Origin of the sequence: Cronobacter universalis NCTC 9529 (genome assembly GCF_001277175.1) — a bacterium.
GTDB classification, from domain to species: domain Bacteria; phylum Pseudomonadota; class Gammaproteobacteria; order Enterobacterales; family Enterobacteriaceae; genus Cronobacter; species Cronobacter universalis.
Genome location: NZ_CP012257.1, coordinates 3,217,586 through 3,235,940, shown reverse-complemented (window position 1 = coordinate 3,235,940; position 18,355 = coordinate 3,217,586). Strand labels below are relative to the sequence as shown.

16 protein-coding genes and 1 rRNA gene are annotated in these 18,355 nt (G+C 58.0%); 8 read left to right on the top strand and 9 right to left on the bottom strand.

All coding sequences use genetic code 11. The features are described from left to right. Nucleotides 1-30 precede the first annotated feature (30 nt). Together rrf and AFK65_RS14915 are read left to right on the top strand one after the other, a co-directional pair. Nucleotides 31-146: ribosomal RNA gene (rrf, locus tag AFK65_RS14925) — 5S ribosomal RNA — on the top strand. Nucleotides 147-657: 511 nt separating this feature from the next. Beyond that, on the top strand, nt 658-1,125 hold the full coding sequence (locus AFK65_RS14915) for a helix-turn-helix domain-containing protein (protein ID WP_007698287.1): 468 nt from the start codon (nt 658-660) through the stop codon (nt 1,123-1,125). Between the two features lie 40 nt (nt 1,126-1,165). On the opposite strand, the gene AFK65_RS14910 is transcribed toward AFK65_RS14915, so the two are convergent. Next, complete coding sequence (locus AFK65_RS14910) at nt 1,166-2,962, bottom strand: thiamine pyrophosphate-requiring protein (RefSeq protein WP_007698290.1); 1,797 nt, start codon at nt 2,960-2,962, stop codon at nt 1,166-1,168. Between the two features lie 158 nt (nt 2,963-3,120). Here AFK65_RS14910 and AFK65_RS14905 point away from each other — a divergent pair, with 158 nt between their 5' ends. Both AFK65_RS14905 and AFK65_RS14900 read left to right on the top strand, forming a co-directional pair. Next, a complete protein-coding gene (locus AFK65_RS14905; protein ID WP_007698292.1) occupies nt 3,121-3,576 on the top strand; it encodes a DUF4385 domain-containing protein in 456 nt (151 codons plus the stop codon). 118 nt (nt 3,577-3,694) lie between these two features. Beyond that, a complete protein-coding gene (locus AFK65_RS14900; protein ID WP_007698294.1) occupies nt 3,695-4,996 on the top strand; it encodes an MFS transporter in 1,302 nt (433 codons plus the stop codon). On the opposite strand, the gene AFK65_RS14895 is transcribed toward AFK65_RS14900, so the two are convergent. The 5 genes from AFK65_RS14895 to trxC all read right to left on the bottom strand — a co-directional run bounded on the left by AFK65_RS14895 (nt 4,993) and on the right by trxC (nt 10,734). Beyond that, on the bottom strand, nt 4,993-5,316 hold the full coding sequence (locus AFK65_RS14895; RefSeq protein ID WP_007698295.1) for a YfiM family lipoprotein: 324 nt from the start codon (nt 5,314-5,316) through the stop codon (nt 4,993-4,995). The genes AFK65_RS14900 and AFK65_RS14895 overlap by 4 nt on opposite strands. Before the next feature lie 53 nt (nt 5,317-5,369). Then, nucleotides 5,370-6,725: a CDP-diacylglycerol--serine O-phosphatidyltransferase gene (gene pssA / locus AFK65_RS14890; protein WP_032804656.1), complete on the bottom strand. Its 1,356-nt coding sequence runs from the start codon at nt 6,723-6,725 to the stop codon at nt 5,370-5,372. Nucleotides 6,726-6,837: 112 nt separating this feature from the next. Then, nucleotides 6,838-9,498, bottom strand: a complete 2,661-nt coding sequence (locus AFK65_RS14885; RefSeq protein WP_038856499.1) for a bifunctional acetate--CoA ligase family protein/GNAT family N-acetyltransferase — start codon at nt 9,496-9,498, stop codon at nt 6,838-6,840. A gap of 33 nt (nt 9,499-9,531) precedes the next feature. Next, nucleotides 9,532-10,233 carry a tRNA-uridine aminocarboxypropyltransferase gene (locus AFK65_RS14880; RefSeq protein WP_038856500.1) on the bottom strand — a complete coding sequence of 234 codons (702 nt, stop codon included), beginning with the start codon at nt 10,231-10,233 and terminating at the stop codon, nt 9,532-9,534. Nucleotides 10,234-10,302: 69 nt separating this feature from the next. Then, complete coding sequence (gene trxC / locus AFK65_RS14875) at nt 10,303-10,734, bottom strand: thioredoxin TrxC (RefSeq protein ID WP_007700714.1); 432 nt, start codon at nt 10,732-10,734, stop codon at nt 10,303-10,305. Nucleotides 10,735-10,943: 209 nt separating this feature from the next. Here trxC and AFK65_RS14870 point away from each other — a divergent pair, with 209 nt between their 5' ends. After that, the gene (locus AFK65_RS14870; protein ID WP_007700711.1) at nt 10,944-12,011 is read left to right on the top strand and encodes a tRNA/rRNA methyltransferase; all 1,068 of its coding nucleotides are present in this window, start codon (nt 10,944-10,946) and stop codon (nt 12,009-12,011) included. 55 nt (nt 12,012-12,066) lie between these two features. Here the strand turns inward: AFK65_RS14870 and ung are convergent, their stop codons facing one another. Continuing rightward, nucleotides 12,067-12,756 (bottom strand): uracil-DNA glycosylase, encoded by a 690-nt coding sequence (gene ung / locus AFK65_RS14865; RefSeq protein WP_004387368.1) that lies wholly within the window; start codon nt 12,754-12,756, stop codon nt 12,067-12,069. A 306-nt stretch (nt 12,757-13,062) separates the two neighbouring features. Here ung and grcA point away from each other — a divergent pair, with 306 nt between their 5' ends. Beyond that, the gene (gene grcA, locus AFK65_RS14860) at nt 13,063-13,446 is read left to right on the top strand and encodes an autonomous glycyl radical cofactor GrcA (protein ID WP_007700708.1); all 384 of its coding nucleotides are present in this window, start codon (nt 13,063-13,065) and stop codon (nt 13,444-13,446) included. A 77-nt stretch (nt 13,447-13,523) separates the two neighbouring features. Here the strand turns inward: grcA and srmB are convergent, their stop codons facing one another. Next, nucleotides 13,524-14,858 carry an ATP-dependent RNA helicase SrmB gene (srmB, locus tag AFK65_RS14855; RefSeq protein WP_038856502.1) on the bottom strand — a complete coding sequence of 445 codons (1,335 nt, stop codon included), beginning with the start codon at nt 14,856-14,858 and terminating at the stop codon, nt 13,524-13,526. 128 nt (nt 14,859-14,986) lie between these two features. Between srmB and trmN the strand changes: the two genes are divergently transcribed. Further along, the gene (trmN, locus tag AFK65_RS14850; RefSeq protein ID WP_007700703.1) at nt 14,987-15,724 is read left to right on the top strand and encodes a tRNA(1)(Val) (adenine(37)-N(6))-methyltransferase TrmN; all 738 of its coding nucleotides are present in this window, start codon (nt 14,987-14,989) and stop codon (nt 15,722-15,724) included. Here trmN and nadB read toward each other — a convergent pair. Then, nucleotides 15,709-17,328 (bottom strand): L-aspartate oxidase, encoded by a 1,620-nt coding sequence (gene nadB, locus AFK65_RS14845; RefSeq protein WP_038856679.1) that lies wholly within the window; start codon nt 17,326-17,328, stop codon nt 15,709-15,711. The two genes, trmN and nadB, sit on opposite strands and share 16 nt — an antisense overlap. A 423-nt stretch (nt 17,329-17,751) precedes the next feature. On the opposite strand from nadB, the gene rpoE reads away from it, so the two are divergent. After that, nucleotides 17,752-18,327 carry an RNA polymerase sigma factor RpoE gene (gene rpoE / locus AFK65_RS14840; protein ID WP_004387373.1) on the top strand — a complete coding sequence of 192 codons (576 nt, stop codon included), beginning with the start codon at nt 17,752-17,754 and terminating at the stop codon, nt 18,325-18,327. Nucleotides 18,328-18,355: the final 28 nt, after the last annotated feature.

Sequence of the window (18,355 nt, the reverse complement as noted above, 5' to 3'; positions counted from 1 at the left end):
ATGGCGAAAGCGGTGGACGGACAGAATTTGCCTGGCGGCTGTAGCGCGGTGGTCCCACCTGACCCCATGCCGAACTCAGAAGTGAAACGCCGTAGCGCCGATGGTAGTGTGGGGCCTCCCCATGCGAGAGTAGGGAACTGCCAGGCATCAAATAAAGAACCCCTCAGCGCCGCTGAGGGGTTTTTGCTTTTGGGCGGGTAAAAAAGCCTCATACGTAAGCGGGGGGCTTTTTGTGTATCTGTGCTCTGCTGTTAAATGCCCTTCTGACAAGAATAACTCGATCAGGCTCGAATGTGCGCTGCACAGTAATACCCCGACGAGAAGGCCGCGCAGAATACCAATACCCGCCATCAAATCCACCACTTCCCATTATGTTTATTTTCTGGCGCTGCCTGATAAAAGCCTTCTGATACAGGTCTCCCTGCTGCTGAGCAAATCGCAACCCTCATCCGGCCGGCAACACTCTAAACTCCACCTCTGATAATCTGCATCTTGCTACCACCTGGAGGCAGGACATATTCTTCTCTGTAGAGTCACTAAAGCCGTGCCAGCAGCCTGTCGCCATACTGTCGGGTCGCTGTCAGGTCAGTGTCGTGGTGGTTTTACCAGCAGAGCGCAATACTACCTGCCACATTTCTCATAAAGAAGGTCACAGCTATGCAAACTGAAAACCGCATTCGCGCGCTTCGACTCGCTCGTGCATGGTCTCAGGAACAACTGGCAGAACTCTCCTCCGTCAGCGTTCGCACTATTCAACGTATAGAAAAAGGCGAGCCGCCCTCACTCGAAACGTTAAGCGCGCTGGCCGCTGTTTTTGAAACGCGTGTTGAAGAATTGACGGGCACGCCGCTTCAGGCTGCAGGTCCGCTGGATGACGCAGTATTGACCGCCCGCAGGCGTCTGGATGCAGAGCGCCACTTTTATCGCAGCTTGACTACCGCGCTTGTGGTTAGCACCGGACTTTACCTGCTCAACCGCTTTACTGAGCCGGAAAGTCACTGGTCATTATGGGTAATGCTTATCTGGAGCGGGTTACTGATAGTAAAAGGGTTGCGGTTGTTTTTACTGCGCGGGTGGATCGAACAATGGCAGCAGCAGCGGCTGCAAAAGTTACTGCGTAAATAGCCGAAAAGGGGCTCCTCAGTCTGCCTGAGGAGCCGACGCGTTACGATTTTTTACCCGGCAGGACAGTATTCATTACCTGATGGGCGGTATCCGCAATGACTTTACCGGCCGATTTATCGCCTTTCGCCATAGAGGACATAAATCCTTTTGCCTGGGCGAAACTGATATGCGGCGGCAGCGGCGCCACTTCCGGATCGGTTTTCACCTCGAGCACGACAGGACGATCCGCCGCCAGCGCCTGTTGCCAGGCGGCCTGAAGGGCTTCCGGCGAGTCGACGTAAATTCCTTTCAGGCCGATCGATTCCGCAAACTGCGCATAAGGCACGTCCGGCACATCCTGCGTGGCGGCAAACCGCGGGTTGCCTTCCATGATGCGCTGTTCCCACGTCACCTGATTCAGATCCTGGTTATTGAATACGCAGACGATCAACCGCGGATCGGACCAGCGCTGCCAGTATTTCTGGATAGTAATCAGTTCCGCGAGATTATTCATCTGCATCGCTCCGTCACCGACCAGCGCCACCACCGGTTTTTCCGGGAAGGCAAATTTCGCGGCAATCGCATAAGGTACGGCGGCGCCCATACAGGCAAGACCGCCCGAGAGCGACGCCCGCTGGCCCTGTTTGACCCGGTAATCCCGCGCAAACCAGTTAGCGCACGAGCCGGAGTCAGACGTCACGATTGCGTTATCCGGCAGTAATGGCGACATCTCCCACACCACGCGCTGCGGGTTTACGGGCGTCGCTTTCGCCATCGCGCGTTCTTCGATTTTCTCCCACCACGCTTTGACGGAAACCGCGATTTTCTCCTGCCAGCTACGATCTTCTTTACGCTTCAGCAGCGGAAGCAGCGCCTGTAATGTGCTCACGGCATCACCATGCAGATTCACTTCTGTCGGATAACGCAGACCGAGCATTGAGGCGTCCAGATCTATCTGCACCGCCCGCGCCTGGCCTTCTTTCGGCAGGAATTCCGTCCACGGGAAGCCGGTGCCAATCATCAGCAGCGTATCGCAGCCCTGCATCAGATCCCATGACGGCTCGGTGCCCAGCAGGCCGATACAGCCCGTCACAAACGGCGCGTCATCCGGTAGCACGTCTTTGCCGAGCAGCGCTTTCGCCACGCCCGCGCCGAGCAGGTTCGCCGCCTGTACCACTTCCACCGCGGCTTCGCGCGCGCCAGCGCCTATCAGGATCGCGACTTTTTTGCCGTCGTTGAGAATATCCGCGGCGCGCTGAAGATCGTACTGATGAGGGATCACATGCGGGCGCTGATAGCCCGGCCCGGAATGCGTAAAGCCGTGGGCGTGCTGCGGCTCCTGCCAGGGTTCATCCTGGAGATCTTTGGGCAGGATCAGCACCGTCACGCCATTATTCGCTTTCGCGATCCTCACGCCGCGATCCACCAGATGACGCAACTGCGCGGGCGTTGCCGCCTCCTGAACAAAACTCGCCACATCGCTGAATACGCGATCGAGATTCAGTTCCTGCTGATAGGTCGCGCCGCGGGCGGTCGTTTCCGCCTGGCCTGCGATGGCGATAACCGGCATATGGTCCATCTGCGCGTCATACAGGCCGGTCAACAGATGCGTGGCGCCCGGCCCGCCGGTAGAGAGGCAGACGCCCGGCTCGCCCGTAAATTTCGCATGGGCGCAGGCCATAAACGCCGCCATCTCTTCATGGCGCACCTGAATAAACTCAATGCCGTCGCCGGCTTTGTCGGCGCGCTGCAACGCGCCCAGTACGCCGTTAATGCCGTCGCCGGGGTAGCCGTAAATGCGGGTTACGCCCCACGCTTTCAGCCGTTCTACAAAAAAATCGCTCGTTTTTTTGGTCATTATCGTGCCTCGCGTCAGGTGAGTGTGCGCATAGATCCTGAGCTGCGCTCGAAAAGCTAACCTGTTGAAGGGTAGTCCACTTAATGCCGGTAAGCGAAAAGCGGGAGTTCTCTGAAGCCTGCTATGGTTATACGAACCGCATTACAGGAGGCATGCCCGTGGCCGCTAAACCTTTTGATTATCAGCAGGACTTCGATAGCATCGACTTTCGCGCGCACCCGGAACGGTATCAGGTGGGGCGGGGCGAGCAGGGCGTGTTGCTGGTTGAGCCTTACAAAAGCGAAATCCTCCCGTACTGGCGCTATAAAGATGAAGAGAGCGCCAGAGCCTCGGCAGAAAAGATTTATGAGTTGTTCGAAGAGTATCGTGAAAAGGACGATTTTGTTGGCATGGATATGGCGCGCAAGTTTATTCAGATGGGATACACCCGCGCGCGTCGCTACGCCAACTATAAAGGCGGCAAAAAGTATGACGCCGACCGTAACCTCAATCCCCGCGGCAATGACCCCACCAAAGCGGCGGCGGCGACGGTGTTTAAAGGGTGGTGGGATCGTATCCGGGCGGATGAAGACTATCTGCGGCGTAAAAAAGCCCATCAGGAAAAGTGGGGCTAACGCCGCGTAAAATTCCCGCTCCCTCACGGAAATTTGTTAACATATGATTAACATCATATTTTATAGCCTGCGTATAGCCCCTCGTTTACCGCGTCGCGGGGGCGAAAAGGAGAGAGAGATGACTGAAGTTACGGCCCGGACAGACAAACCGTCACTGACTTCCAGCGATACCCGCCGTCGCGTCTGGGCCATTGTGGGCGCCTCGTCAGGCAACCTGGTGGAGTGGTTCGATTTCTACGTCTACTCTTTTTGCTCTCTTTATTTCGCGCATATCTTTTTCCCCTCCGATAACAGCACAACGCAGCTTCTGCAAACGGCAGGCATCTTCGCCGCGGGGTTTCTGATGCGCCCCATCGGCGGCTGGCTCTTTGGTTACATCGCCGATAAACACGGGCGTAAAACCTCGATGCTCATTTCCGTTTGTATGATGTGTTTCGGCTCGCTGGTCATTGCCTGCCTGCCGGGTTATGCGGTGATTGGCACCTGGGCTCCGCTGCTGTTACTTGTGGCGCGCCTGTTCCAGGGGCTGTCGGTCGGGGGAGAATATGGCACCAGCGCCACTTACATGAGCGAAGTGGCTATCGAAGGGCGCAAAGGCTTTTATGCGTCATTCCAGTACGTCACGCTTATCGGCGGGCAGTTAATGGCGCTGCTGGTCGTCGTGGTGCTGCAACAGATTTTGTCAGACGACGCTCTGCGCGCCTGGGGCTGGCGTATTCCCTTCGCGCTGGGCGCGGTGCTGGCGGTGGTGGCGCTGTGGCTGCGCCGCTCGCTGGATGAAACCTCGCAGCAGGAAACACGCGCGCTGAAAGAAGCGGGATCGCTGAAGGGGCTCTGGCGCAACCGTCGGGCATTCGTCATGGTGCTCGGGTTTACCGCCGCCGGTTCGCTGAGCTTTTACACGTTTACGACCTATATGCAGAAATATCTCGTCAATACGGCGGGAATGCATGCGAACACGGCGAGTATGGTGATGACCGCCGCGCTTTTTGTCTTCATGCTGCTGCAGCCGTTTTTCGGTGCGCTGTCTGACAAAATCGGCCGTCGCAATTCAATGCTCTGCTTCAGCGCGCTCGCCACGCTCTGTACCGTGCCGATCCTCATGGCGCTGCAAAGTGTCAGTTCGCCGCTCGCGGCGTTTGGGCTGGTGATGCTGGCGCTGCTGATTGTCAGCTTCTATACCTCGATAAGCGGCATCGTGAAGGCGGAGATGTTTCCGGCGCAGGTGCGCGCGCTGGGCGTCGGGCTCTCTTACGCGGTCGCCAACGCGCTCTTTGGCGGCTCGGCGGAGTATGTGGCGCTGTCGCTCAAATCGCTGGGCTCAGAAACGGCGTTCTTCTGGTACGTTTCGGCGATGGGCGCCGTCGCGTTTCTGGTCTCGCTCAAGCTCCACCGCAAAGGAAAAGGCATGCGCCTTTAATGCCCGGCCATCTGCCAGATAGCGTAACCGGCGCTGGCGCCCGCCACGTCCCACGCCAGATCTTTCCAGCTCCAGCCGCTCCCCGTCGGGCGGCTGTCCCAGAGTTCTTTCGTCGCGCCAAGGGATACCGAAAACATCAGCCCGAACGCGGCGGACCGATCGGGAGAGTGCCCCTGGCGCTGCGCATATTCGTTGCCGGCAGCGGAGAGCAGCGCCGAGCCTAAAAAGTGCTGGGCTTTATCCTGGCCTGCCCAGCTGTCCTGCGCCATATGACTACAGCCGGTCAGCGTGACGATAAGAGGAAAGAGCAGGGCGCGCATAGCGTTCTCCATAAAAAAGCCCTGCGTGGCAGGGCTTCGTTAAGCGATAAGCGTCAGAGAATACGGCTGATCAGCCGGTCGATACGGATGCGACGCAGGCGGCGGATAAGCTTGCGCACTTTTACCGGGTAATCCGCGATGCTTTGCAGATCGCGATAGTGTTTCACCACCGTGGTATGGGTGCGGATCTCCGCGAGCTCACGCTGGCGAACAGACGCCAGTTGCTGTTTGGGATCGTGGATAAGGATCGCGTTTTCCAGATCGAGACGCCAGGCGCGCGGGTTAAGGTTGTTGCCGGTCAGCAGCATCCATTCATTGTCCACCCACATGCCTTTCAGGTGATAACTGTTATCGCCATCTTTCCACAGACGTACCACCAGTTGATCGGTGTTGACGTAATACTGCAGGCGGCTTAAGAAACGACGCAGGTTGATCTCATAGAGATAAGGCAGCGCGCCGATAATCTTAAACGGCTGATCTTCCGGAATATAAAAGTCGTTCGCGGTCTTATCGCCGACAATAATTTCCACTTTTTTGCCGTCGCGCAGAAGCGCAATGATATTGCGCACCAGCACCGCGGGCAGGTTAAAGTACGGCGTGCAGATGACCAGCTTCTCTTCGGCGCAGGGCATCAGGTGGAAAATCGCTTTATTCAGCGGGCTCGATTTACCCAGCCCGACCAGCGGCGTGACGGCCAGCTGATCGTTATCGGCATCGCCCTGAAAATGATACGCGGCATCGCGCAGCAGATGGCGGAACTGGCGGATGTCGTTTTTGATTTCCGGGCTTTTTGGACGATTCGGATCGTCGAGACGATTCACCGCGTGGCCGTTCATTAACTGCGTGCGTACCCAGTCATACATCACATCGGCAAGCTTCGCGTTGCGAATGCAGTGGTAGCGGTCATAGCGATATTTATCGTGCTGGTGCAGATAGACGTCGTTCAGGCTGGCGCCGCTGTAAAGCACGCAATCATCAATAATAAAGCCTTTAAAATGCAGCACGCCCAGCGCTTCACGGGTATTTACCGGCACGCCGTACACCGGCACGCTGACGCCCGGGTTCTCCTGCGCCATGCGGCAATACCAGTCGGCGTTGGTGTTCGAGGCTTCGGCGCCGATGCGTCCGCGCTGCGCACGATGCCAGTCCACCAGGACGCTGACCTCAAGCTCAGGGCGCTGGCGTTTAGCTTCATAAAGCGCCGACAACACGCCTTTGCCGCCATCGTCCTGCTCAAGATAGAGCGCGATGATGCAAATACGCGTGGTCGCCGTCGCTATCTTTTCCAGGAGCTGTTTGCGGAAATCGGCGGGAGCGAAACAGAACGCGACATCATCAACTGACTGAGAAAGCTTCGGTAGTTGGGCAAGGTGTTGTTGATGTTTGTTGCGTTTAAATTTTGACAACATCACAGTGCATATCTTCTCTGAAGTGGATGGTCTTCTGTGCAATGCAGACGACTGAAGCGGACGATAATACCATTACTGTCCAAAAATGTGGTCAACATTTCCAGTACCTTACTCACGAATCGGCGGGTTTTGTCAGCGCCAGGCTCAGGGCGACGATGCCTTCATCCAGCTGAATATCGACGCTAAATCCAAGCTTGCGGGCCAGCGCCACCATCCCCTGGTTATGGGGCATCGTAATACCATTCAGCCGCGACAGGCCGTGATCGCGCGTGTAGGCGATCAACTTCTCCAGCAGCCTGCGCCCGAGGCCCAGCCCTTTAAGATCGGATCTGACCAGAACCGCGAACTCGGCGTCGATATTGTCCGGATCGGAGATCGCGCGGGTCACGCCAATGATCTCCTCGCCGCCTGTCTGCTGACGTACCGCCACAAAAGCCATTTCTCGATCGTAGTCGATCTGGGTCATATTGGCTAAATCATCATGGGTAAATTCATTGATCTCGCTAAAGTAACGGTAATAAAGATCTTCTTTCGTCACCTGAGAGATAAAGCGTTGCAGCTGTGGTTCATCTTCGGGAAGGATAGGGCGGAACAGGCAGCGCTCGCCGTTTTTAAGCGTTACCCACTCTTCTAAACGGTGCGGATAGGGGCGAACCGCCAGCCGCGCGTCCGCGTCGCCGCTAAAGGGTTCAAGCTGCATCGTAACGTCCAGCGCCGTAAAGTCGCTGCCCGAAGCGAGCAGCGGATGAATATCCAGACGCGAAATTTCCGGGCAATCCACCACGAGGTTGGAGACCTGCACCAGCAGCTCGCTTAAGCCCGCAATATCCAGTGGACGTAGCGCGCTGCGCCCGCGAATTTTGCCGCTCTTGATGGCCTGAATGACCAGATAGCGCGCCAGATTCATGTTCAGCGGCGGCAGCGCCACCGCGGCCTGCGCCTCAGGACGCCACTCGACGCCGCCTTCGCCCAGCATAATCAGCGGCCCGAAGACCGGGTCGTGCTCAACCACCACCCGCAGCTCCTGCGCGCCGGCGCGGTTCGCCATGCTCTGCACCAGCAGGCCGTGAATGCGCGCCTGCGGCCAGGTCATTTTCACCCTGTCGAGCATCGCGTCCGCGGCGCGCTGTACTTCGTGGGCGGTGCGCAGATAAAGCATCACCCCCTGAACTTCAGATTTATGCGGAATATCCGGCGAGCGCAGCTTCAGCGCCACCGGGTAGCCAATCTGGCCGGCGATATGCACCGCCTCGGCGCTGTCTCCCGCTATCCATGTTGGCAGCGTGTGCAGGCCATAGGCTTCCAGTATCGGGCGCACTTCATGGGTATCGAGCTGCGTCACGCCCTCGGCGCACGCCTGCTGCAACAGCTGGTGCGCCTGGGCGGTATCCGCCGGGAGCGTGGCGGGCAGCGCCGGGGTTTCGCGCAGCTGTTTCTGGTTACGGCGATACTCCACCATATGCATAAATGCGGTGACCGCGCCTTCCGGGGTGCGATAGGTGGGAATGCCCGCTTCGCTGAACAGATGACGCGCCTCCTGAGAAGAGAACTCGCCGCCCCAGTTGGTAATTAGTGTTACGTACTTGCCGCGCGGGTGGCGGTTAAAGAGATCGATTAGCGCGCGGGCGCTCTCGCTGCCGGGCGCGGCGGCGCTCGGGGAGTGAATAACCATCAGCGCGTCGAAATCGTGGCTGTCCAGCAGCGCTTCGATCGCTTTTAAATACCGCGCGGGGGTCGCGTCGTCACGCAAATCGAGCGGGTTGTCCGCGTGGATGCCTTCCGGCAACTGCTGTTGCAGCCGGGTTAGCATCGCGTCATCCAGCGTGGCGAGTTTTCCCTGTCGCCGCCAGAGTTCGTCAAGCGCCAGCGCGGCAGGCGCGGCGCCGTTGCTGACAATCATCAGCCGCTCGCCGCGCAGCGGGCGCATATGGCTTAAGGTTTCCACCGCCGAGAACAGCTCATGGGTATCCTGCACGCGCAGCAGGCCGGCGCGCTGGATCGCCGCATCCCAGGCGGCGTCCAGCCCCGCATGCGTATTCAGCAGGCGGCGCGCGCTGGGGCTGCGCCCGCTTTTAATCACCAGAATGGGTTTATTGCGCGAGGCGCTACGGGCGGCGGAGACAAAGCGTCGGGCGTCGCTCAGGTGTTCAAGATAAAGCAAAATGGCGCTGGTTTTACTGTCGCGCGCCAGATAATCGAGCAGTTCGTCGACATCGATATCCAGGCTGTCGCCTAAGGCGATAAACCAGGAGAAGCCGAGCTGGCGTTGCTGCGCCCAGTCGAGAATGGTGTTAGAGACGGCGGCGGACTGCGAAATAAACGCGAGCTTGCCTTTGCGGATCGGCACCGGCGAGAAGCTGGCGTTCAGGCCCTGCCACGGCGCCAGCAGCCCCAGACTGTTCGGGCCGAGCAGTCGCATCTGGAAGCGCGCCGCGCAGGCCAGCAGCTCAGCGTGTTGTTCGGGGGGCGATGAAAGCACCAGGCAGGTTTTACAGCCTTTCTCGCCGAGCGCCTCCAGCAGCGCCAGGTTGCGCTTCGCATGGGTGCACAGCACCGCGAGATCGGGCGTAAACGGCAGGCTTGCGACATCCGGCCAGGCCAGCACGCCGCACACCGCTTTCCAGGCGGGCGTCACCGGCAGAACCGGCCCGCTGAAACCGCCCGCCAGCAAATTACGCATCATCAGAAAACCGGCCCTCTCGGGTTTCATCGAGGCGCCGATGACGGCGATGGATTTGGGACGTAACAGCGCTTCCAGGCCACGTTGGCTCATCATTTTCTCCGGCGTCGAAGTGACCTGATGATTTTAAACGCTTTCTGCCTGCGCTGCTGTGACGCTGCCCTGATGATGAGGTTTACCGGCGAGATAACGCGCCTTAAACAGCGCGAAGTGATCGCTTAAGCCCTGCGCCGCGGCGGTATCGCCCGCGCCATCCAGCAGCGCTATCGCTACTTCCGCCGTGCAATACTGGCCGTCGGCGTGCGCTTCGCGCAGCTGATACGCCGATACCCGCGTTAAATCCACCGAGATAACCGGCAGCGCGTCAAGATAAGGGCTTTTGCGAAACATTTTGCGCGCTTCAGTCCAGGTGCCGTCGAGCATAATAAAAAGCGGCGGCTTGCCGGTACGCGGCGGGGCGGTCAGCACTTCGCGTCCGGCATCGGCGTAGGTGGCCGGGAACACCACCATTGGCTGATAGTCAGGGTTTGCCACGAGTTCAAGAAGGGCGGCGGGCGGCTCGGTGCGCGACCACTGAAACGCCTCAGTATCAGGCAGAATATCGGCGATAAGCCTGCCGGTATTGCTGGGCTTCATCGGCTCGGTGTCGAACATCACCAGACAGAAACGGCTGCGGGCCGGCTGCGGTTGCAGCGTGTCGCATAAGCAATGGCGTAACGGCAGCAGGCAACGCTGGCAGCGCTTAATGCGGTTGCCGCGGGCGAGAAAAGGGCGGGTGGCGCGCGCCAGGCGCTCGGCGCGCAGGCGAAGGACAGCGTTTTCAGTCATGGGAAGCCGGCAAAAACGCCATTGTCGCAGAGGGAATCGCGGGGCACAAGGTGCGCCCCGCAGCAGACGTTATACAGCTTCGTTCGTCGCTTCGTTGAGCCAGGCGTCGAACGGCGCTTTCGGTACGGCGCCATTGAGCATATCCACCAGTTGCCCGTTTCTGAACATCATGATGGTCGGAATGCTGCGGATGCGAAAGCGCGCGCTCAGCTCCGGTTCGGCTTCGGTATTCACTTTTACAAAGCGTATTTTGCCGCTGCGCTCTTCGGCGACATCTTCGAAGATCGGCGCAAAGCTACGGCACGGGCCGCACCACGGCGCCCAGAAATCAATCACTACCGGCAGGTCATCTTTAAGCAGCTGATCCAGCGTTTCGCTGGTGGCGTTAATCACATCGCCGTCAAACAGCGCGTGGCCACAGCGGCCGCACTTCGCGCCGTCTTCAATACGCTCTTCATCCACGCGATTGACAGTCTGGCAAGCGGCACAAACGGTATTCATAGCTAACCTCTGGGTTGCAGGTGACAGAAACCGACGCGAAAACGTCGGCTATGTTTCGATAATGTTATCCAGTATCTGCAAGAATGTTTCGAGGCTCAAACCGTTTTATCCAATGAGTACAATAGTTATTAGCTTTTGCGCGAAAGAATGGCTAAGCGTGGACACATCGGGTAATCTGCGCGCTTCGCGCAGCGCAGGTGGAGAAAGACATGAACGACGAATTTAAAGGCAAGAGCGGCAAGGTCAAAGTGATGTATGTCCGCAGTGATGAAAATACGGACAAACGCAGCTCAAACCCACGTACCGGAAAAGGCGGCGGTCGTCCCGCAGGCAACGGTAAACCGGAAGGCGGTCGTCGTGCTGCGCGCAATGACAGACCGTCTGACCGCGAACGCAGTCGCGACCGTGGCCGTGAACGTGACGGCGACCGTGAGGCGTCCCCGTGGCGCACCGTCTCCCGCGCGCCGGGTGCGGAAGCCCCCGAGAAGCCGGATCACGGCGGCATCAGCGGTAAAAGTTTTATCGATCCGGAAGTGCTGCGTCGCCAGCGTGCCGAAGAAACCCGCGTCTATGGCGAGAACGCCTGTCAGGCGCTGTTCCAGAGCCGTCCGGAATCTATCGTTCGCGCCTGGTTTATCCAGAGCGTAACCCCGCGCTTTAAAGAAGCGCTGCGCTGGATGGCGGCAAACCGCAAAGCGTACCACGTTGTGGACGACGCGGAGCTGACCAAAGCTTCCGGCACCGAGCATCACGGCGGCGTCTGCTTCCTGATTAAAAAACGCAGCGGCGCGAGCGTTGACCAGTGGCTGAGCAAAGCGGGCGATGAAGATTGCGTGCTGGCGCTGGAAGATGTGGGCAATCCGCATAACCTCGGCGCTATCGTGCGCAGTTGTGCGCACTTCGGCGTGAAAGGCGTGGTTGTGCAGGACGCCTCGCTGCTGGAGTCCGGCGCGGCGGTGCGTACCGCAGAAGGCGGCGCCGAGCATGTCGAGCCGATTACCGGCGATAGCTTTAGCGACGCGCTGGCGCAGTTCCGCGCCGCCGGTTACGCCATCGTGACCACTTCCAGCCATAAAGGCACGCCGCTTTTTAAGGCGACGCTGCCGAAGAAAATGGTGCTGGTGCTGGGCCAGGAAAGCGAAGGTATCTCGGAAGCGACGCTGGCGAACGCCGATTTAAGCTTGTCTATCGACGGCACCGGCAATGTGGAAAGCCTGAACGTTTCTGTGGCGACCGGCGTTCTGCTCGCCGAGTGGTGGCGTCAGAATAAAGCGTAAAAAAACGCCAGCGTGAGGCTGGCGTGATAAACGTTAACCTCCTGCGGGAGGTTTTTTATTGGGCGTTTTCCGGCAGAACCGGCATCCAGTCGATGGGCGCTTCGCCGCGGCTTTCCAGATACTGGTTCGTTTTGACGAAATGGCCGCAGCCAAAGAAACCGCGATGCGCGGAGAGCGGCGACGGGTGCGGCGCCTGCAATACATGGTGACGGTTGCGGTCGATAATCGCGCCTTTTTTCTGCGCGTGTGAGCCCCACAGCAGGAACACCACGCCTTCGCGATGCTCGTTAATCAGCGAGATCACTTTATCGGTAAACGTCTCCCAGCCCAGGTTCGCGTGCGAATGCGCTTTGCCTGCCTGTACCGTCAGCACAGTATTAAGCAGCATGACGCCCTGACGCGCCCAGCTTTCTAAATAACCGTGAGAAGGGCGGGTGAAACCCGGCACCGACTGCTCCAGCTCTTTATACATATTCACCAGCGACGGCGGCGGCGCGACGCCCGGACGCACCGAAAAGGCGAGGCCATGCGCTTGTCCTGGCCCGTGATAAGGATCCTGGCCCAGGATCACTACTTTCACATCGCCAAGCTCGGTAAAGCGGAAGGCGTTAAAAACATCTTTCTGCGGCGGATAGATGGTGACGCCTGCCTCACGCTCGGCGGCGACGGTGGTCAGGATCTTTTTGAAGTAAGGCTTTTCTTTTTCATCAGCCAGCACGTCGTGCCAGGTCAGTTTATCGGTCATCTCGCTCTCCTGCGATTTTCTGTTTCCTAAGCTTAACGCCTTATTTCCGAAGAACAAAACCGGGGCGCTTCAGACGCAGGTTTACAAAATTTTTAAGAAGTTTTGCCGTGCCTAAGTTGATGTAAAACAATTCCTTTGTGCTATACCCATACATGATGAGGGGTTTATTTTGATTTAAATCAAAGAATGAACGCCCTTTGGTGGTATATAAAACAATAAGACAACAATGGTTTTACCAATTAGCCAGCCGCCTGTTTGAGAGCCCGCTGGCTGAACGCATCAAACAAGGCCACAGGGAGGCAACTTATGATCACAGGTATCCAGATTACTAAAGCCGCAAACGACAATTTGCTGAATTCATTCTGGCTGCTCGATAACGAAAAAGGCGAAGCGCGCTGCGTCTGCGCCAAAGCCGGTTTCAATGAAGATGACATCGTGCCGGTAAGCCAGCTCGGCCAGTTCGAATACCGTGAAATTCCGATGGAAATCAAACCGGAAGTGCGTGTGGAAGGCGGTCAGCACCTGAACGTGAACGTGCTGCGTCGCGAAACGCTGGAAGATGCCGTTAAGCACCCGGAAAAATATCCGCAGCTGACCATTCGCGTTTCCGGCTACGCCGTGCGTTTTAACTCGCTGACTCCGGAACAGCAGCGCGACGTGATTGCCCGTACTTTTACCGAAAGCCTGTAAGTTCAGGCGTTCGTTCACCGGCGGCGCGCCGTCGGACAAAACAAAAACCGCCAGCATCTCTGCTGGCGGTTTTTTTATCACTCGGCGTTGTCGGATGACGGCGCCGCGTTGCTGCTCGGCTTGCGGCGTTTGCCGATGTTTTTGGTGTCGCGGTGACGTTTTTTCACGCGCGGCTTCTCTTTTTCTTTCTCTTTTTTCTTCTCTTCGCGTTTGGCGAGCGCTTTTTTGGACGGCTTGCCGGTGAGTTTTTCACTCGGCGCGCGCGTGGTCGGGCGCAGTTCGTCAATCACGCGGGCTTTCAGCGGCTCGTTAAGATAACGGCCCACTTTGCCCAGCAGCAGATGGTCGTGCGCTTCGACCAGTGAAATCGCGGTGCCTTTACGTCCCGCGCGGCCGGTGCGGCCGATGCGGTGCAGATAGGTATCGGCGGTGCGCGGCATATCGAAGTTAATAACGTGGCTGACGTCAGGAATATCAATACCGCGTGCGGCCACATCGGTGGCGATAAGCACATTCACGCGACCGTCGGTCAGACGTTTAATCGCCTCGTTACGCTTCACCTGCACCATTTCGCCTTCGAGATAGCAGTTATTGATGCCCGCTTCGCGAAGCTGGTTCGCCAGCTCATGCACACGCTCGCGTTTACGCACAAACACGATGGAGCGGGTGGCTTCCGGCTGCTTCAGCAGATGCACCAGCAGCGCGGTTTTGTGTTCGATGTTATCGGCGCGGTAATACCACTGATGGATTTTTTTGCGCTCGCGGGTGGATGGCGTGGCGGAGACTTCCACCGGCTCTTCCAGCAGGCGTTCGGCGAAATCTTTAATCGCGTCGCCTTCAAGCGTGGCGGAGAACAGCAGGGTCTGTTTACGCCAGCGGGTTTCACCCGCGATAGTCTCGATATCCTGCGCGAAGCCCATATCCAGCATGCGGTCGGCTTCATCAAGGATCAGCGTTTCCACCGCGCGGCAGTCGAAGTTTTCTTCTTTAATGTATTGCAGCAGGCGACCGGTCGTGGCGACCACGATGTCCTGGTTTTCGCTGAAGACTTCCGCGTGGTTCATATAAGCCACACCGCCGGTGATGGTGGCGATATCCAGATGCGTATGCTTTGCCAGTTCGCGCGCATGCTCTGCGACCTGCATCGCCAGCTCGCGGGTCGGGGTCAGGATCAGAATGCGCGGCGGCCCCGATTTTTTGCGAGGGAAGTCGAGCAGATGCTGCAACGCCGGCAACAAATAAGCTGCCGTTTTACCGGTGCCTGTCGGCGCAGAACCGAGCACATCACGCCCGTCGAGCGCAGGCGGAATGGCGGCCGCCTGGATAGCGGTCGGGCGGGTGAAGCCTTTTTCCTGGAGCGCGTCCAGCAGGCTGTCATCAAGTTCAAGTTCGGAAAAAGTGGTTACAGTCATTTTCTACCTCAGTGTGGGGCGCAGATTATAGACGTTCAGCGCCCAATGTTCATCCCTTTCCCGGCTTCTCCTTTTCCCCGGCGGCGCTTTCGCCTATGCTACAGCGGTTTTGTTACCAGGTCTTAAAGATGTCGCAGCCAAAAACCCCGTTACGCCGCAATGGTTTCACCTTCAAACAATTTTTCGTCGCGCACGACCGCTGTGCGATGAAAGTCGGTACCGACGGCATTCTGCTGGGAGCCTGGGCACCGGTCGCCAAAGCGCAGCGCGTGCTGGATATCGGAGCAGGCAGCGGTTTGCTGACGCTGATGCTGGCGCAGCGTACGGATACTACCGTGACGCTGGACGCCGTCGAGCTCGATTTACAGGCGGCGGAGCAGGCGCGCGAAAACGTTGACGCCTCGCCGTGGGCGGCGCGTATTCAGGTTCACGGCGCTGATATTCAGACCTGGACGCAGCAGCAGACGCAACGCTACGAGCTTATCGTCAGCAATCCACCTTATTATGACAAAGGCGTCGCCTGCGCCACGCCCGCCCGTGAGCAGGCGCGCTACACCACAACGCTCGATCACGGCGCGCTGCTCGCCTGCGCGGCGCAGTTAATTACTGAAGAAGGGTTTTTCTGCGTGGTGTTGCCGGAAAACAGCGGCGAAGCGTTTAGCCGTCTGGCCAGCGAGCAGGGATGGCATTTGCGGCTGCGCACCGATGTGGCCGAAAACGAAGGAAAACTGCCGCACCGGGTGCTGCTGGCGTTTTCCCCGTCTCCAGGCGAATGCTTCTGCGACGATTTGCTGATCCGCGGGGCGGATCAGCACTATTCACCAGCCTATTGCGCGCTCACGGAAGCTTTTTATCTGTTTATGTGAACCAGCGGAGCGAGCACCGATGGCCCGGACTCCGGCAGCATATACGGGTAGTCCAGCGTGTAGTGCAGCCCGCGGCTCTCTTTGCGCATCATGGCGCAGCGCACGATAAGCTCCGCCACCTGCACCAGATTGCGCAGCTCCAGGAGATTATTGGAGACGCGGAAGTTGGCGTAATACTCTTCTATCTCCTGCTGTAGCATCGTGATGCGCCGCAGCGCGCGCTCCAGCCGTTTGGTGGTGCGCACGATACCCACGTAATCCCACATAAACAGCCGCAGTTCATGCCAGTTATGCTGCAATACCACCAGTTCGTCCGGGTGCTCCACGCGGCTTTCGTCCCAGGCGGGCAGCCTTTTAACGTCGCGGGCGTAGGGCAGGCGCAGCCGGATATCTTCCGCCGCCGACCAGCCGTAAACCAGACACTCCAGCAGCGAGTTCGAGGCCATACGGTTCGCGCCGTGCAACCCGGTGTAGGTCACCTCGCCGATGGCGTAAAGCCCGTCGACGTCGGTGCGGCCGTGCTCATCGACCATCACGCCGCCGCAGGTGTAGTGCGCCGCGGGCACCACCGGCACCGGGTCGCGGGTGAGATCGATGCCAAGCCCCAGCAGCTTTTCATAAATCGTCGGGAAGTGCTGGCGGACAAACGCCTCCGGCTTGTGGCTGATGTCGAGATACATACAGTCGGCGCCGAGACGTTTCATTTCATGGTCGATGGCGCGCGCCACGATATCGCGCGGCGCCAGTTCGGCGCGCTCGTCAAACTCCGGCATAAAGCGGGTGCCATCAGGGCGTTTAAGATAAGCGCCTTCGCCGCGCAGCGCTTCGGTCAGCAGGAAATTGCGCGCCTGCGGATGAAAGAGGGCGGTCGGGTGAAACTGATTGAATTCGAGATTCGCGACGCGGCAACCGGCGCGCCAGGCCATCGCAATGCCGTCGCCCGAGGCGATATCGGGGTTGGTGGTGTACTGATAGACTTTTGACGCGCCGCCGGTGGCCAGCACCACGGCTTTCGCGCGACAGGTTTCCACTTCTTCTTTATTACGGTTCCAGATCCAGGCGCCCACCACGCGCCGCGTGCCCGGCAGGCCGATTTTGTCGGAGATAATCAAATCCACGGCGTTATGGCGCTCAAGGATGCGGATATTCGGGTGGCTGAGCGCTTTATCCATCAGCGTCGTGGCGACGGCTTTACCGGTGGCATCCGCCGCATGCAGGATACGACGATGGCTGTGGCCGCCTTCGCGGGTGAGGTGATAACTCTCCTCGCCGTTCGACTGCACTTCAGTATCAAACAGCACGCCCTGATCGATAAGCCACTGCACGCAGTGGCGGGCATTGCTGGCGACAAACTCGACGGCGTCGCGATCGCACAGACCCGCGCCCGCAATCAGCGTGTCCTCCACATGCGAGGCGATACTGTCGGTTTCATCGAAAACCGCGGCTATTCCGCCCTGGGCGTAAAAGGTGGAGCCTTCGCTCAACGGGCCTTTGCTCAAAACCATCACCTGGCTATGTTCCGCCAGGCGCAGCGCCAGGGAAAGGCCGGCGGCGCCGCTGCCAACAATCAGCACATCACAGTGAAGTTCAGGGGTTATATTCATCGTCGTGTTTAATTTACTAAACAAGGTTTGGCCAGCATAGCACCAGAATGCGAAATCAAACACGCTTTTTTTAATCTTCGTTGTAATCACTAAACACGCGAGCGACATTCTGCCTTAGCGCCGCCAGGCGTGCTGAAAACGCTGCGTAACGCCGCGCATCCCGGAGATTTAAAGGTGAAAAAATGGTGGTGTTGCGTTACCCTGCAAGCGGCCTGTGCAACAAAATACGTCCTTACAGGCCGTCATTCAGATTGTGAACATATAATGAGTAGAACCGGCGTTCGCCATTGCCGCACAAAAACAAAGGCGTAACGGAACTTTCCGGGCAACCGGCGCTCTAAGCTTCTGCTTGCTCACAATGCAGAGTTCGGGTGGCATTTCGATTACGCGTGGAAATTAAGGTTTGGGGAGACATTACCTCGGATGAGCGAGCAGTTAACGGATCAGGTCCTTGTCGAACGGGTCCAGAAGGGAGATCAGAAGGCCTTTAACTTACTGGTCATTCGCTACCAGCATAAAGTGGCGAATCTGGTATCCCGCTATGTCCCCTCAGGCGACGTCTCTGATGTTGTTCAGGAATCTTTTGTTAAAGCCTGGCGCGCGTTTGATTCTTTTCGCGGCGACAGCGCATTTTATACCTGGCTCTACCGTATCGCCGTTAATACGGCAAAAAATTACTTAGTCGCTCAGGGCCGTCGCCCGCCGTCCAGTGATGTGGACGCCAACGAGGCGGAAAACTTCGAAAGCGGCGGCGCGTTGAAAGAAATTTCGAACCCAGAGAACTTAATGTTGTCTGAGGAACTGAGACAGATCGTATTCCGTACCATAGAGTCACTCCCGGAAGATTTACGCATGGCAATTACGTTGCGGGAGCTGGATGGCCTTAGCTATGAAGAGATAGCGGCCATTATGGATTGCCCGGTCGGTACGGTACGCTCCCGCATTTTCCGTGCGCGGGAAGCCATTGATAATAAAGTTCAACCGCTTATCAGGCGTTGACGATAGCGGGATACTGGAAAAGGTATTA